Origin of the sequence: Bacillus sp. V5-8f (assembly GCF_002863565.1) — a bacterium.
Lineage (GTDB): Bacteria > Bacillota > Bacilli > Bacillales > DSM-1321 > Peribacillus.
The window spans coordinates 85,243-101,375 of the sequence record NZ_PGUW01000018.1 but is presented as its reverse complement, the minus strand read 5'-3'; the positions used below and the strand labels follow the sequence as shown (position 1 = coordinate 101,375).

Sequence of the window (16,133 nt, the reverse complement as noted above, 5' to 3'; positions counted from 1 at the left end):
GGCTGCCGGATTTTCCTTTTGTAAGGCATGTAACACTGACATCGTGCGGATAAACGACTCACGTACGGCAGGCTACATTTTTAGTAATACCCTTTGTCCATCTTTATCTTCAAGATTCAAATTGAAATCTCCTGTCCATAAAAAATTCCGCGGACTACTTAAGTCCAGCGGATTTTTTGAAATAATTATTGATTCCATTGAAAATTCCTGTGCTGATTTGGGTCTGAAATGTGCTGGAAGCAAGACGTTTCTCGTCAACGGGATTGGATAGGAACCCTAGTTCCAGCAGTACTGCTGGACGCTTGTTCTCACGTATCACATGGAAGTTTCCAAAATGAACCCCTTTATCATTCATTTTGGTTGCAGCAATCATTCCTTCCTGGATAGACTTCGCGAGCTCCAATTCTTTGGAAGACGTATAGTAGAATGACATAATCCCGCTGCTAGTTTTGCCGGCTGCATTGTAATGAATGCTGATGAACGCATCAGCATTATTTTTATTGCTGACCTCTACCCGTTGTTGCAGGGTCAGATACGTATCGTTTGTTCGGGTCAGGATCACTTTTGCCCCGGCTTTTTGAAGAAGGGCAGCTACCTTTTGTGTAGATATGAGGGAAAGATTCTTTTCTAAGTTTTCCTTTCCACTTGTACCAGAATCTTTTCCTCCATGTCCGGCATCCAGGACAATCACTTTTCCTTTTACCGCATTGGAAGAAGAGACGGGCGGGATACTAGGCACGGTCTTCGTCAAGTATGCCATGGATACCCAACCTGTTCCAAAAGATGATTGGACTTTACCCCAATCATTCTTCTTTTCTAGCAATTGAACACTGGCATTGGTCGGTAATTTAAACAATAGTGGAGAGCTTGTGCCAGGCTGTGTTCGGACGTTTAAATACGCCTTTGTATAATAGATATCCAGTGAAGTGTCACTAGCCGGTTTCGATGCTACAACCGCCTTTTTGGAAACATAACTGGCTGCCACCCATCCACGGAGTTTTTTGGATGAAACATACACCTTTAACCAAGTTCCTTGCTGACCTTCGACGGTTAGGGTAGTTCCTTTGACCAAAGAGGCAAGTATTTGGCTGGTTGAACTTGATGACTTGCGAAGACTCAAGGAAGTGGCATTTACATATCCAGTCCATGTTTTATAGGAATTTGTATTTGTATTAGTATTAGTATTAGTATTTGTATTGGTTGTCGCAGCCGTTTTCGTTAGATAGGAAGAGGATACCCATCCATACGTTTTTCCGAAACTGATTTTGCTCCAACTCGACTGTTTTTCATAGACCGTAACGACCTGGTTCTTCTTCAAGGAACCGATTGTGGAATACTGGGTTCCTGGTTTGGAACGGACATTTAAACTATCCACGTTTACCTTCATTTGAACGGAAGCAGCCTCAGCAAATTTTGGGATAAAAGAAACGAAAAACAAAAATGCAAGCAGGATAAAGATCAATTTACTAGAAGACTTTCCTTTCATTCACTCACCTACCTGATATGTCTATTGCTGTCGATATATAACAGTTGTCTCCAATGATAGAGGAAATAGGTGAAGAGAATGAGAGTCTAAAGTCCTGTTTTAGGCAAGAATATGAAAAAAGCACCAGGTTCTGCGGGAGAAATTGTGCTTCACGCCAACCTTTCGGCATAGGAGTAGGGGGCGGTGGCGTTCCTCCATCCTTGTATTTTTCATCAATCATGTTTCGTATGTCCTTCAAAGGTTTTCGCTATTCAAACTGTGATTTAGCCTATGTTTACGCAGACCGGTCAGCCAAACCCATGGAATCCAAGGTGACTTGCTTATTCTAAACTTTTTTCACGAAGCAATTTGTATTTTGGTATGCCCATCTTTATCATAGCACCAGGAATAACAAGGCATATAGTTCAACACATTGTTGTAAATTCCCTGGATCTTTCAATGCCTGTTCCATTTTTAAAATCAAGTATAACTTTCCTTACTTAAATGCAAAAAGCCGTTGCCTTAAATAAAAACATTAATTCTTTTTTTAACTATCATGTGATTTCTCTCTTTTCTTTATCAAATAATAGGCATTAATCCAGGAGGTGATTGGAATAATGAGAGCGATGCCAATTCCTGCACAAAATATAGAAATCATCTCGGCACTGAATAATTTTGAATTTATGATTTCTCCTATGGAATAAGATAAGTCTTTAAACCCAACGCCATAGAACCTCCAAAAAAGGCAAAAAACAGCGTATTTGTATTTGTACCTAATATATCCTTCCCAATGCTAAGAAAATGTTATCCGCTTGGTTTCTTTTTACGTTAAGAGGCTATATTTCATAATGAATGCAATCAAGGTTTCAAATTATAGATTGCTTTATGTTCTTTTAAATCGTTATATTCCTATCCTTTTATCAGCATCCTAATTTATTTACTACATGATTTTCCACGGCTCGGGGTTCTTTTCTACAGACCATAAGATTTTCACTGTACGGATGATCAACTCACGTGGTTAAATAGAAAATTCCCCTTCAAAGTATTTTACATAATTTAAACAATGCCTTAAGATTATAAGTAGCTATATTTTGCCTTAGGGAAACTTTTTTGAAACAAGGTTAATATTGGGTAGGGGGGAAACAGTTTGAAAAAACGAAAGCTCGAAACCATCTTACTAAAAAATAAGACATTAATTTCCGCGGAGGCAGTTTTAAGAGGGGATGTAACTGGTTTTAAAAGGATTTTACCCTTCCTCGGACCGGCTTTCATTGCCTCTGTTGCGTATATAGATCCTGGTAATTTTGCAACCAATATAACGGCTGGTTCAAAATTCGGTTATCTTTTGCTATGGGTGATTGCCGTATCTAATATAATGGCCGTGTTAATACAATCCTTATCTGCCAAACTGGGAATTGCGACGGGTATGAATTTACCGGAAGTAGCACGTGATTTATTCCCAACATCCGTAGCTCTTTTTTTGTGGATACAAAGTGAACTGGTTATCATTGCAACCGATTTGGCAGAATTTATTGGAGCGGCTCTAGGACTTAATTTACTATTTGATATACCTATGCTTCCTGCTGCACTCATCACTGCGGGTGCATCTTTCCTTATTTTGGAATTGCAGCGTCGTGGATACCGCTCATTGGAGGCCGGCATAGCAGCGATGGTTATGATTGTGGTAGTAGCATTCGCCTGTCAGGTAGTTTTGGCAAAGCCTGATATAAGTGCTGTAGCGGAAGGGGTTTTTACTCCAAAGTTTGAAGGGGTAGACAGCATTCTTTTAGCTTCCGGCATTCTGGGGGCGACGGTCATGCCTCATGCCATCTATCTCCATTCCTCCCTCACTCAAAAGCGTGTGGTAGGACAGAACGATTTCGACAAAAAGCAAATATTCAAACTGGAATTTTTGGATATCATTATTGCCATGATGCTGGCTGGGGCCATTAACATGAGTATGCTGATCGTTTCTGCATCGCTTTTTTTCAAAAACGGTCTAATCATTGAAGATTTGTCTACAGCCTTCCATCAATTTGGCCATTTAGTTGGTCCTGTTGCGTCGATTTCTTTCGGACTAAGCCTATTAATTGCCGGGTTGTCCAGTTCTTCAGTAGGTACGATGGCCGGCGATGTGGTGATGCAAGGATTTATAAACAAGAAAATAAATCTGTATTTACGGCGTGCTATCACGGTGGTGCCACCTTTACTCATTATCATATCTGGTATTAATCCGACAAATGCCTTGGTTATGAGTCAAGTCATTCTATCCTTTGGCATTGCGTTCGCTCTGATTCCGTTGATTATTTTTACGAGCAACAAAAAAATCATGGGCGGGCTGACCAATCATAGGCTGACAACAGTAGTAGGCTGGGTCATAGCAGCAATCGTTATTTTATTAAATATTTTTCTGCTTTTTGAGACTTTTCATTAATCTCAATCTATATGAGCAAAGTAATGTTTAAGTGTCAAATGTTTATCAAAGGAAACAGTTTGGCACAAAGTCAATGTTTTCAGTGTAGTATGTAATAAGGTGAAAATGGCTGCAACTGTTCGCAGGGGGAGATAGACCGATGGAAGAAAACGTGATTTTGGCTTTTAGCCTTACATTGTTAGCCGGACTGGCAACCGGAATTGGAAGTGTTATCGCGTTACTTACAAGAAAGACGAACAAAAAATTTTTATCTTTGACGCTCGGTTTTTCGGCGGGTGTTATGATTTATGTTTCATTGGTAGAAATTTTTGTGAAAGCCAAGACTGCCCTGGTTGATAGTGTTGGGGTCCAGTTAGGTAACTGGCTGACCGTTGGCGGGTTCTTTGCAGGCATGCTCCTTATCGCATTCATTGACAAATTTATACCTACACATGGGAATCCTCATGAACACCAGAAGGTAGAGGATATGAATTCCTCCGTTGAAGAGACTGCATTATTGAAAATGGGTACATTTACTGCGTTAGCCATTGCCATTCATAATTTTCCCGAGGGAATTGCTACATTCACGTCAGCCCTGCAAGACCCGTCTTTGGGTATGGCAATAGCCTTTGCGATAGCAATTCATAATATTCCAGAGGGCATTGCAGTGGCCGTGCCGATATACTTTGCCACGGGAAACAAGAAGAAAGCCTTTAAACTGTCATTTTTATCAGGATTATCGGAGCCTGTCGGTGCAGTTATTGCCTACCTGATCTTAATGCCGTTCCTTAACGATGTAATGTTTGGAATGGTTTTTGCTGCGGTGGCTGGCATCATGGTTTTTATATCACTTGATGGATTAATTCCTGCTGCTAAAAAATATGATGAAGGTCATGTATCCATTTATGGATTGATTGCCGGGATGGCAGTAATGGCTCTCAGTTTATTGTTGTTCATTTAATATTAATTGAAATGTCTAATCCTTCACACTACTGTCGGACACTGATGAAAACAGGCCTGACATGCAAATAAGAAGACTACTCCCGAAAAAGAGCAGTCTTTGAAACCTTTTCTAAGTATAATCATGCTACTCCTAATTTAATTGGTCATCCTCTCATTGGCCATATCATGTCGATCCCTGTCTGAAATAGTAGGTAGGCCAGTTGATGATTTGACCAATAAAGCTGCACGGTCGTCACCTCCAAAACACAAGTATGTGAAAAGTTGCACTTAAACTATAGGGGGCGTTAGTTGAATAAAGAAAAGACGATTTTTGCCATATCAATTTTGAATCCTTCCAATCCCTATTTTGAGTTTTATACACTTTTATACATCTTAACAAGTTTCTCGACACCCTGGAAAAAGCCTTCATTCCCCCGAATGAAGGCTTTTTGTGATGTTGTACAGCGCTGTTGTAAATTTAGATTTTGCTGAACGATGTTATTTATTCAAGGAGGTTAGAAGGTTTTTATTTATAGATGAACAGCAAAATTACATACTCCAAAAATCTAATGAAAAATGTGCATTCTCATCAATTTAATAGATACTCATTAAAAACACTGTCACTTTGATAGCCTGTACATATGATGAGATTGAGTAAAAGGAAAGGAGTGAATAGTATGGGTGAAGAATACGGACGTGGCAGAGAGGCTGCATTTGTTCTGGTTATTTTCGTTCTGTTGGTGATTATTTTAGGTTTCTCTTTTATCTACTAGAAAAAGCCTAATAATAGGTCAAGCCCATGTGGTACAACCCTATTCTTAGGCTTTTTGATAAATGGAATGTCATACAAACTTAAAAAGTAAGGAGTGCTATTATGGGAGAAGAATACGGACGTGGTCGTGAAGCTGCATTCGTTCTTGTTATTTTCGTTTTGTTGGTCATCATTATAGGAGCAGGTTTCTGTACTTGGGGTTGCTAATCTAACTAATAAGGCCTAATAATTTGGTGTAAACCTTATTATTAGGCTTTCTCTTTTAAATAAAAGGCTGTCAGTTGGAGAGCTTGTACATATTATATATTAAGCCATCGCGTTTTTTGTACCAAAGACATTCAGAAAGCCATCCACAACCCCTTCTCTGATATTCCGCCCCATCTTACATTGACCGCCATAATGATTGAGAGCTGTATAAGAGGCCCTGAGGAAATTACGGAGAATAGATGAAAACTCACCTCTAATCCGCTTTTTATTTTCCAAAAAAAGTAAAGCGGAAGGGTTAATAAAAAACTGACTCAGAAAGTCGTCGTTTAACGACCTTTTGAGTCAGCCTCTTTTGTGTAACTGTGTGGGCTAAAGACTAAGTGTCCATATCAGTGTATTAAAGGTTGAATCATGTTTGTGCTATTATCCTATAGGATATTTTTTCAAGTTTATCTAACTTATACTTGAAATTCATCTGATTAGTAGTAATATAGTCCTAGTTGCTTATTGAACACGGTACCTTTTTGTTTCGGGTCTGCATATGACTGGGGGCAAAACGAGTTGACATTAAGTTTGGTCGTTTAAGTGTTAACCGATGAATATTTCTAAGAGAGCTAAAAAAAGATACTTACATTTACATAATTTTAACCGCAGTTAGGACTTTATTGATTTGAATGTATGTTAATCTTATACAGTAGTGGAAAATCGAACTAATTTTTAGAAAGCTTATGTAGTTATTAATATAAGGGGGATGCTATATGGAAACATTCCATGGTACCTATCAAATCTCACTTGTCACACTTTCTATAATCATTGCCATCCTTGCATCTTATGCTGGATTGGCGTTAGGTATACAAATCAATAAAGCAAAAGGCATGTTACGGCACATTTGGCTGTGGACAGGCGCGTTTGCTATGGGTATGGGTATATGGGCCATGCATTTTATCGCAATGCTTGCTTTCCATTTATCCATACCCGTCTCTTATGATCTTGTATTGGTAATTCTTTCTATTTTTCCAGCCGTTATATCTTCCGGCATTGCTTTTTTTATTATCAGTCGGACTGCGATGGGGAAATGGCAAGTCATACCGGGAGCCCTTTTTATGGCCATAGGAATTGTATCCATGCATTATACCGGAATGGAAGCCATGAAGATGGGAGCAGAGATTGAGTACAACCTCCTATTATGGGTTCTTTCCGCTATTATTGCATTTATCGCCTCAATGGTGGCCTTGTACCTTTTATTTTTCATCAGCCAAAATTCACACACTCCCAATATGCGGTGGAGAAAAATGGGTAGTTCATTAGTGATGGGAGTCGCGATATCTGGCATGCATTACACTGGAATGAGTTCTGCTAGCTTTAAGGGTCACGTGCACGTGCACAGTTCAGAATCTGTACCTGAAAGCACATTTCTCGCGTATGGTATTGGCATGGGAATGCTTATCATTTTCGGGCTAGTATTCATTAGTATTTTCGTAGATAAGAAATTTGAATCTCAATCGATTAAGTTCGAGAGTAAGTTTCGGTCGGTTATAGAATCAGCAACAGATGCCATTATTTTAGCCGATAGCCATGGAACCATCATTTCATGGAATAAGGGTGCAGAAGAGATGTTTGGCTATTTAGAAAAAGAAGTTTTAGGGGAAAATTTACAACTGATCATTCCCAAAAATTTTAGAGAGGCCATTCAAATAGGAATGGAACGAAACTTTTCTGCTCAAGAAACTGAAACAATCGGGAAAATGGTAGAATTACAAGGTTTAAAAAAAGGGGGCAAAATCTTTCCCATTGAACTTTCTATCGGGACGTGGCAGGAAGAAGGAAATCTGTATTTTAGCAGTATCATTCGGGATATTACAGAAAGAAAACAATCTGAGGAAAAAATTAACCAAATGGTGTACCGTGATCCTTTGACTGGTTTGCCCAACCGTCGCTTATTAAATGACCGTCTTAATACGGCATTAGGTCAAGCACATGAGCATAAACAATCTCTTAGTGTGATGTTCATCGATCTAGATCGTTTTAAGTACATTAATGATACGTTAGGACACGCCATAGGTGATCAATTATTAATAGAAGTAGCCAAGCGAATTAAAGCCTGCGTGGGAACATCAGATACAGTTTCTCGTCAAGGCGGTGATGAATTTATTGTGCTCGTTCCACAGTGTGATACAGATAAAATGACTAAGATTGCGCAAAAGATTGTTGATTTATTTAGAAGCCCTATAATGCTAGGCACACATGAACTATTTGTAACGCCATCGATTGGTATCTCTGTTTATCCAACTGATGGAAGAGATACAGAAACACTGATTAAAAATGCCGATACTGCTATGTACCGGGTAAAAGAAGACGGAAAAAATAATTTTCAGTTTTACACTCCAGATATGAATGAGGCCATAACCAAGAAAATGAAGCTGGAAATTAGCTTACGTAAAGCTTTGGATCTTAATGAATTTAAAATTTATTATCAGCCACAAATGGATGTGAAGACCGGGAAATTACGTGGAGTTGAAGCCCTGATTCGGTGGCAGCATCCAGAGTGGGGCATGGTGTCTCCAGCTGAATTTATTCCTTTGGCGGAAGAAACCGGATTAATATTGCCCATAGGAGAATGGGTGCTGAAAACTGCCTGCCTTCAGAACAAGGCCTGGCAGGAGGATGGGTATCCACCTTTACGGGTGGCTGTCAATATTTCTTCACGCCAGTTCCAGCAGTCTAACTTTGTAGAGACGGTAAAAAAAATATTGAAGGAGACGGAACTTGATCCCATGTACCTGGAACTTGAACTTACTGAAAGTATTATTCAAGATTCGAAGCATGCCATATCGACGATGCATACATTGAAGGAAATGGGAATTCATTTATCGATTGATGACTTTGGAACTGGATATTCTTCTTTAAGCTATCTGAAGACATTTCCTATTGATACCTTAAAGATCGATCAGACTTTTATAAGGAACATTTTTAATGATCAGAAAGATGCTTCTCTTGTTAGCACCATTATTAATATGGCTCATAACTTGGATTTGAAAGTGATTGCAGAGGGTGTGGAGACAACGGAACAATTAGATTTTCTCCAACAGGAAAAATGTAATGAAGCCCAAGGATACTTCTTCAGCCGGCCAATACCAGCTGGGGAGATGAATACGATTCTTCAACAACAACTGATACCGAATCTATAAAAGTAATATAAAGTACGAGCTTGATTAAAAGACAAGAGTTTTTAGGGTCCGTTATTCTGTTAATACGAACGGTTGCTTTGCTAAATAACTAGGGCTGCTTTGGCAGCCTTTTTTGTTTTTCTCTACAGTGGGGAATCAGGAGAATAAGAATGAAACCTTTTTGGGCAACAAACGTATGTGTATACATATGAAGAATTACAGAAATAGTAATACAAAGTATTAAAAGGGTATTAAATAAATAGACGGGAAGAATGAACATGGGCTCTATTATTTTGCATATTGGACAGTATGTTTACGATATTTATTATTGGTTAATTTTAATATCCATCTTTGGTTCCTGGTTCCCTCAGTTTAATACAACCAAGATTGGCATATGGGTTAGTAAACTAGTTGACCCATACTTAGATATATTTAGGCGGTTTATCCCGCCTCTTGGTGTAATTGACATTTCACCTTTCATCGCTTTAATTGCATATAGATATTTAGGTGGATTTGCTTTAGAAGGTCTTCGTCAATTATTGAAAATGATGGGCGTATAGATAAATACTTATGGAGCATTCATTAAGTTAAATGCGGCCATATTTGGAGAGGGGAAAAACACAGGGCAAAGGCTGAATCACATTATTGTGTATATTCTACGGTCATTCCATATGTGGATCAAAATGGCAGGCCTTATCAGTATATTGCGATTCGGCATAAGGTTACCGATAAAAAAAGGGCCGCCCAGATGCTAAACGAAAGAGTATCCTTGGAACATAAAACATATGTAGAGATTATACTAGACGAAATTGACAGGATAAATTCCATTGTGAGTGAATTTATGTTGCTGGCTAACCTCATATCGTTCATTTTAATCAAACGGATATCGTGGCTTTGGTCAAATCAGTAGTAACATTTATGCAGCCCGAGTCCATCTTAAGAAATGTAAATATAATATTTAATGGCGATCAACGGAACATCCTTATCCATTGTGAAAGCAACCAATTAAAGCAGGTATTGATTAACTTGATCAAAAACGCAATTGAAGCGATGCCTGACGGAGGCAATGTTTCCGTATCTTTAGCAAATGAACACGGACAAGTTTCCATTATCATTAAGGATGAAGGTAAAGGAATGCCAAAAGAAACCCTTGAGAAGTTTTGGTTAGTAGAGGTAATTTACATTAAACTTATGGAATTGGATGAATCTTCGCATTCGGACAAAAATGTACAATAAAATTATTAAAGACCTGGATAATAATCTAAGTTTCCAATCCCCATGATAAAAATGTTCAACATATCCTTCCAGCCTCTTTCGTAGTCGCGTGGTTCCACCGCATCCCCTGTAAACTCAAGTATTCCTTCATTTTGATAACGTTCTACGTTGAATGGTCGCCGTTCTATAATTTTAAACTGTACCAAGTGCACATGAATAGGGTGATTAAGAGGGGTTGCATTAATAAAATTCCAAATCTCAATGCTATCAAACGAAGGCTTTTCGGTGGCTGGTTCATGATACATGCGGTCATTCAATAATAACATTGGCCTTCCATACTGATCTGTACTAATACTTAATGGCAAATCCCTAACAATATGAGCGTGATCCGTGTCCATCACTTTCCCAATCAACATTTGCTCCATGTAAATGGACTACAGTTCTCACTTCTGGTGAATCAACAGCACTGTGAAGGGTATAGTCAACTGGAAAAAAGTGCTTTGTGGGCAAATTATTGAGGTACTTAACATAAGTCGTTTTATCTTTCGGAGCCTCAATTGTCGGGCCAGGACATATCCCATCATATCCCCATATAGTTGATTTTGGGAAGTCTTTATGGAAACGATGTTCCGCTTCTTTCATTTTAAGCTCATAGTATGAATTTTTGGGATAGTCACTACAAATTTTTGGTATAGCAACGGGAGGCTTCCTAAGTTCATCCACAAACTTGGGGATGGAATTTGGATCTGACGGATTTACCGGTGAAGTCAAAATATCACACCTTTCTTCATATTTCCCTTTATTATATTTCGTAAAATATGTAAGAGGAATCTGACAATTGCGGATTTTAGTAATAGAACTATAAATAGTTGATAACTATGTGCAGATAATAGTCATAAAAAAGGAGCCAATATGATTTTAATATTAGCGTATAGCCCTAGGGTCTTATTCACCTTTTTGAACTAATGTGTGGAGTATAAGATCCAAGCTGCTTTTGAAGCAGCTTTTCTTGTTCCACTAAAGGGCAGATTTGTTAAAGAAGGAATATAAATGAAATTGGTAGACTAAGTAAAATGGATATAAATCTGAGCGTCTAAATATTAATAAGAGGAGAATCTCTATGGGAACTAACGAAGTAAAAATTTAAACTAAGATAAACGCGGGGGTTAAAAAATATGAAACAATTGGGGACGCTATACTTTTTCTGTGGAAAAATGGGAGCTGGAAAATCAACTAAATCAAAGCGATTGGCGATAGATAAACATGCGGTACTGTTGTCTGAGGATGAATGGCTTTCATCACTTTATCCCAATCAGATTGCATCATTTGAGGACTATCTAAAATTCTCATCGCAGCTCAAGCCATTGGTGAAAAAGCATGTCCAAAACATATTAAGTGTCGGTACAGATGTAGTGATGGATTTTCCAGCTAACACTCAAAAACTGCGAAAGTGGTTTTTGGATATGGCGTCAGATGTTAATGCAAGCCATCAACTAATTTTCCTTAATCTAAATAACGAGCAATGCTTACGTCAAATTGCACAAAGGCGTAACGAACAACCCGAAAGAGCAGCTTTTGACACGGAAGCGGTGTTTATTCATGTTACTAAATTTTTTGAAGCACCAGTTGCATCCGAGGGTTTAAATATTTTAGAGTTTAGCGGTAAAGAATAACAAGGAGTTCAATGACTCGTGTGTATAGAGTACCTTTTGTTCTGGGAGGCGCTCTATATGATATAAAATGAAATGTGATTAAGAAAAAGTTTCAATGTATATATGTTAAAATCGATGTAACTTTGTGAAGTGGTACACTTAAACATACAGGGTGCTTTTGTTTAATATCAATAAGTATCAATAAGTCAAAAATATGCAAGTTTTTATTCATTTCTTGCATATTTTCGGCTTTTTTATATTCAAAAGACATACTGCCATAAACAGCATTTCTTAATTGCCAAATACATCCACAGGGATTGACGTTTTTAGTTTATTCTCTTATTGAACAAACGGGACAGGTTAGTTGAAAAGAACCGAATGGTAAACATCTTCCCCGTTTAAACCGACATAAACAACAAGGGGGAACGACTATGCACAAAAAATGGAAAGCCATGTTGTCATTTTTGATGGTATGTACGATTGGAATGGCCATTCACGCCATGGCAGCCAAGAAAACGGAACAAACCGGGCTGTATGTCTCTCCTGTTGGCGATAACAAAAATCCAGGAAGCAGGAACAAACCGCTTAAAACCATACAAAAAGCAGTCAATCTCGCAAAACCTGGTACCACGGTCTATGTACGAAATGGGACTTATCGTGAACAGGTGGTCATCAAAAAATCCGGGCGTAAAGAAGCCCCTATTACGTTGAAAGCGTATCCGAAGGAAAAGGCGACCATTGATGGAAGCCTCGTTCAGGTGTCGTGGGACCATCAGGGCTTGGTTTCGATCCATGACAAAAGCTATGTCACGGTCGAGGGATTTGAAATCAAGCAGTATAAAACCAAAAAGGAAGACCTGGTGCCCATCGGCATTTCCGTCAGCGGGAGCGGAAAAGGGGTCAAGATTTTACGGAACCATGTGCACCATATCGAAACGCAGCATAAAAACGGGAACGCCCATGGAATTGCGGTATATGGCACCAATGCACCGGACGCGATCGAGGATATTATCGTTTCAGGAAACAAACTGGAAGACATGAAGTTGGGTTGGAGTGAGTCTCTCGTGTTAAACGGGAATGTTTCGAACTTTAAGGTGACAGACAACCTCCTAAGGCGAAACGACAACATCGGAATTGATATCATCGGATTCGAAGGTGTATCCACTGAGGAGAAGTTCGACCAGGCGAGAAACGGAATCATCCGCAACAATACGGTCTATCACATTTCCAGTTACGGAAACCCGGCCTACGGAAACCATTATTCTGCGGGCGGTATTTATGTCGATGGCGGAAAACAGATCACCATCGAAAACAATCGTGTCTATCAGAATGATATAGGCATAGAAGCGGCCAGTGAACATGGCGGAAAATCCACAAGCTCGGTCACGATACGGAACAATGTCATTTACGAAAACAGAAGTGCAGGCATTGCAATCGGTGGCTATGATCACAAAAGAGGAAGCACCGTGAAAAATAGGATTACAGGGAACATCCTGTATAAAAACGATACCAAATTTCAAGACGGGGGCCAACTGCTCATACAATACCACACAAAGCAAAACAGGATTGAGAACAACATCATGGTGGCCGGGAAATCACAGCTTTTGATCAGCAGTCCTACCAATCAAATTAACAGCAATAAGATCGACAACAATGTCTATTACTATGAAAAAGGCGATAAACAAACACGCTGGATCTGGCAATCGGAAGAAGTCACCGGCTTTGCAGCGTATCAACAGAAAAGCCTCCAGGATCGTAAAAGCACGTTCAGGAAGCCCATCTTCGCGGATGAAAGGAAACGCGACTTCCGAATGGTCACCAAAAAGTAACCAGTAGTATAATGGGTACATACTACATCTCGATAGGAACGATGATAGATGACAAGGATACCCGAACATGATGAACTTCATCTACATAGAGTTAGTCTTGGCGTATTTGCCGGTTAAGTTATTTTTCAAAAAACGAGGATTTTGGATTTAAACTCTTTTTTGTTATTCCTTCTTCCACTTTTAATAACGAGAAAGATTCCGAGAATCAGGTGTTTTAAATCGGAGCTGTTTTTGGGCAGCTTTTCTTGTTCCACTAACGGGGCAGGTTAGTTGAATAAGGATTATTAATAATCGAAATTGTAAGAAACGCTAGATGGTTCCGCGTTTCTTACAATTTGAGACAGCGGACTGTTCCTTTATCTCAAAACGAGAACATTAACTAAAAGTGCAGGTTGGAACTAAAACTGATAGGCGTTTAGGCAGCAAAACTCCTCATGAAGTCCTTCTGCTATGTCTACAAATCCATCCTAATTAACCGGATGCCACTTCGTTAATGGATTTCGGGCTCAAATTATCCGAACAATATGCAGGGAATGCAACTACAAACTCTGTACCTAAGCCTATTCGACTGTTAATATGAAAGTTGCCTTTTAAGGCACGTATAATACTCAAAGATACCATTAATCCTAGACCCGTCCCTTTGTTCCCTTTTGTAGAATAGTATGGCTCACCCAGGCGTTGCACTTGTTCTACTGACATTCCTATTCCTGAATCGGATATTCTAATTCGAATCTCATCCTTTGTGTTACTCGAATGTACGGTAAGTTTGCCCCCATTAGGCATTGCCTCAATACTATTTTTTATGATATTTAGTAAGCATTGACGAAAGAGGCCGCGATCCCCAATGATAAAACATTCAGTATTTATTACTGTTACTACCTCTACTGAATTCATATTGGCAAGAGGATGCAATGATTTAATCACTTTTTTAAGCTCTTCATTTACACAAAAAGGATTTACTTCGTTTAATGAGGGCTGCGCGAAGGTAAAGTAATCCTTTATTACACGCTCAGCTTCGTGCAACTCATTAATAGCCGTTTCAATGTACCCCTTCGTTTTTCCCTGAATACTAATGTCTTCTGTAGCAAGTTGAAGAAAGCCTAGTGCTGCCGTTAGAGGGTTGCGGACTTCATGAGAAATAGCAGCGCTCATATGGCTCGCAAGCTCTATTTTTTGTGACTTCATCATTTGATTTCTAAAAAACTCATTTTCAATCATTACCTCGGTAAGATAAGACATCATTCCTATTCCAATACATTGAATGAAGGTAATTACTAAGGCGATTTCAAGTTCAGAAATAGTTATATCACTAATTAATAAAACACCAAAGGTCAGCGCGCTTATTGCAGCAACAATGAAAACAGAAACTTGAATGCGTTTTCGGGATTTTAGTTTTAGAAACCATGGGTGAGCGAGCCATAAAGCCAGTGCTAAAAGAAGATATATTGGTGTTATCGCCAATAATTGACTATTAAAGCCAAATAACAACCCTCTGAGGATTAAAGATAATATAGCCAACAATGGTCCTAATCCATAATAAAGCCCACCAATAATAATAGGAATTTGCCTGAGATCCAACATTACCCCGTCAATAGGAATCGAAAACCAAAGGCATACGATAAGTGATAGAAACAGTCCGAGAAAACAAAAAACAGGTGGAAATGGTTCAGAATAGTATCGTTCAGCGGCAAGCTTGAAGATAAACGTAAATAGCAAGATAAGTGAAAGATTAAAAAGCAGGTGTTTCAGCAATTCCAGCATAACAATCCACCGTCCGACAGTTCTTTTTATTGATAGTTTAAAACTAAATGCGATATGTTCACAACCATTTTCGGAAAAATGAAAAAAAACAGTTCATAAATACGTTAAGAATCAATAAATAACTGTTTTTTAAACTAAATGACAGTACAAGCTAAAGAGGGTTCATTTGTTTATGATTTTAGCACTGGATTTATTTGAAAAAAACGTAATACCAATAGTATCAATTCAACCTCTTATGATTACTGAAGCAATTATTCTCAAACTGACAGGTGCTCGAGATTCAGGTGCCATTTCTTATTGCACTAACGGGGCAGCATTCCTGAAATAAAAAATAAGTTTGTGAACAATTGTACTTAAACTATAGGGTGCTTATCTTCAATAAGGATTCAAAACAGGACCCCATCAAGGGTCCTTGTTTTTATGGTCATTTATCAACAATATTATTTAACATAGCTAATATAAAAGAAAAAAGAACGGATTTAACCGTCCTTTCATTAAAAGATTATAATACCGGTGTAATAGAGGGAATTTTTCTTTCTTATCGAATTAATTAAAGGAGTAGAATACCTTAATAGGAGTTGATAGAAAGTTCTAGAACAATGTAAATCTTGATTTTTTCCATTCTTATGTTTCATTACTGAAGAGCTTGTATAATTCACATCTTGGTGGTAAATGCCATGGCGATAAGTTGGAGAAAGTCCAACTAGAGA

13 protein-coding genes and 3 pseudogenes are annotated in these 16,133 nt (G+C 38.6%); 9 read left to right on the top strand and 7 right to left on the bottom strand.

Features of this window, described 5'->3' with window-relative positions:
• Nucleotides 1-154 precede the first annotated feature (154 nt).
• From CUU64_RS16975 to CUU64_RS16970, 3 genes and pseudogenes are all read right to left on the bottom strand, one after another.
• Nucleotides 155-1,486 carry an N-acetylmuramoyl-L-alanine amidase family protein gene (locus CUU64_RS16975; protein WP_101634812.1) on the bottom strand — a complete coding sequence of 444 codons (1,332 nt, stop codon included), beginning with the start codon at nt 1,484-1,486 and terminating at the stop codon, nt 155-157.
• A 160-nt stretch (nt 1,487-1,646) separates the two neighbouring features.
• A pseudogene (locus CUU64_RS23205) lies at nt 1,647-1,897 on the bottom strand (PCYCGC motif-containing (lipo)protein); the annotation flags it as partial.
• A gap of 115 nt (nt 1,898-2,012) precedes the next feature.
• A pseudogene (locus tag CUU64_RS16970) lies at nt 2,013-2,263 on the bottom strand (YibE/F family protein); the annotation flags it as partial.
• 349 nt (nt 2,264-2,612) lie between these two features.
• Between CUU64_RS16970 and CUU64_RS16965 the strand changes: the two are divergent.
• The 3 genes from CUU64_RS16965 to CUU64_RS16955 all read left to right on the top strand — a co-directional run bounded on the left by CUU64_RS16965 (nt 2,613) and on the right by CUU64_RS16955 (nt 5,799).
• Nucleotides 2,613-3,899 carry an Nramp family divalent metal transporter gene (locus tag CUU64_RS16965; RefSeq protein WP_142383644.1) on the top strand — a complete coding sequence of 429 codons (1,287 nt, stop codon included), beginning with the start codon at nt 2,613-2,615 and terminating at the stop codon, nt 3,897-3,899.
• 139 nt (nt 3,900-4,038) lie between these two features.
• On the top strand, nt 4,039-4,839 hold the full coding sequence (gene zupT / locus CUU64_RS16960) for a zinc transporter ZupT (protein WP_101634811.1): 801 nt from the start codon (nt 4,039-4,041) through the stop codon (nt 4,837-4,839).
• 855 nt (nt 4,840-5,694) lie between these two features.
• Nucleotides 5,695-5,799: a sporulation protein YjcZ gene (locus tag CUU64_RS16955; protein WP_101634810.1), complete on the top strand. Its 105-nt coding sequence runs from the start codon at nt 5,695-5,697 to the stop codon at nt 5,797-5,799.
• 111 nt (nt 5,800-5,910) lie between these two features.
• On the opposite strand, the pseudogene CUU64_RS22740 reads toward CUU64_RS16955, so the two are convergent.
• Nucleotides 5,911-6,072, bottom strand: a pseudogene (locus CUU64_RS22740) (GMC oxidoreductase); the annotation flags it as partial.
• Between the two features lie 485 nt (nt 6,073-6,557).
• On the opposite strand from CUU64_RS22740, the gene CUU64_RS16945 reads away from it, so the two are divergent.
• The 3 genes from CUU64_RS16945 (at nt 6,558) to CUU64_RS16935 (ending at nt 10,202) form a co-directional block, all read left to right on the top strand.
• Nucleotides 6,558-8,987 (top strand): bifunctional diguanylate cyclase/phosphodiesterase, encoded by a 2,430-nt coding sequence (locus tag CUU64_RS16945; protein WP_101634808.1) that lies wholly within the window; start codon nt 6,558-6,560, stop codon nt 8,985-8,987.
• A 257-nt stretch (nt 8,988-9,244) separates the two neighbouring features.
• Nucleotides 9,245-9,526 (top strand): YggT family protein, encoded by a 282-nt coding sequence (locus CUU64_RS16940; RefSeq protein ID WP_257985566.1) that lies wholly within the window; start codon nt 9,245-9,247, stop codon nt 9,524-9,526.
• Nucleotides 9,527-9,860: 334 nt separating this feature from the next.
• The gene (locus CUU64_RS16935; RefSeq protein ID WP_101634806.1) at nt 9,861-10,202 is read left to right on the top strand and encodes an ATP-binding protein; all 342 of its coding nucleotides are present in this window, start codon (nt 9,861-9,863) and stop codon (nt 10,200-10,202) included.
• A 5-nt stretch (nt 10,203-10,207) separates the two neighbouring features.
• Here the strand turns inward: CUU64_RS16935 and CUU64_RS22735 are convergent, their stop codons facing one another.
• The gene (locus CUU64_RS22735; RefSeq protein ID WP_257985565.1) at nt 10,208-10,606 is read right to left on the bottom strand and encodes a multicopper oxidase domain-containing protein; all 399 of its coding nucleotides are present in this window, start codon (nt 10,604-10,606) and stop codon (nt 10,208-10,210) included.
• Nucleotides 10,551-10,823 (bottom strand): multicopper oxidase domain-containing protein, encoded by a 273-nt coding sequence (locus tag CUU64_RS22730; protein ID WP_257985578.1) that lies wholly within the window; start codon nt 10,821-10,823, stop codon nt 10,551-10,553. The genes CUU64_RS22735 and CUU64_RS22730 overlap by 56 nt, the downstream gene beginning before the upstream one ends.
• 533 nt (nt 10,824-11,356) lie before the next feature.
• Between CUU64_RS22730 and CUU64_RS16925 the strand changes: the two genes are divergently transcribed.
• Both CUU64_RS16925 and CUU64_RS16920 read left to right on the top strand, forming a co-directional pair.
• Nucleotides 11,357-11,854: a P-loop nucleotide/nucleoside kinase family protein gene (locus CUU64_RS16925; protein WP_101634805.1), complete on the top strand. Its 498-nt coding sequence runs from the start codon at nt 11,357-11,359 to the stop codon at nt 11,852-11,854.
• Between the two features lie 410 nt (nt 11,855-12,264).
• Nucleotides 12,265-13,662 carry a right-handed parallel beta-helix repeat-containing protein gene (locus CUU64_RS16920; RefSeq protein ID WP_101634803.1) on the top strand — a complete coding sequence of 466 codons (1,398 nt, stop codon included), beginning with the start codon at nt 12,265-12,267 and terminating at the stop codon, nt 13,660-13,662.
• Between the two features lie 471 nt (nt 13,663-14,133).
• Here the strand turns inward: CUU64_RS16920 and CUU64_RS16915 are convergent, their stop codons facing one another.
• Complete coding sequence (locus tag CUU64_RS16915; protein WP_101634802.1) at nt 14,134-15,423, bottom strand: sensor histidine kinase; 1,290 nt, start codon at nt 15,421-15,423, stop codon at nt 14,134-14,136.
• A 166-nt stretch (nt 15,424-15,589) separates the two neighbouring features.
• Between CUU64_RS16915 and CUU64_RS22155 the strand changes: the two genes are divergently transcribed.
• A complete protein-coding gene (locus CUU64_RS22155; RefSeq protein WP_180954651.1) occupies nt 15,590-15,751 on the top strand; it encodes a hypothetical protein in 162 nt (53 codons plus the stop codon).
• The last annotated feature ends 382 nt before the right edge of the window (nt 15,752-16,133 follow it).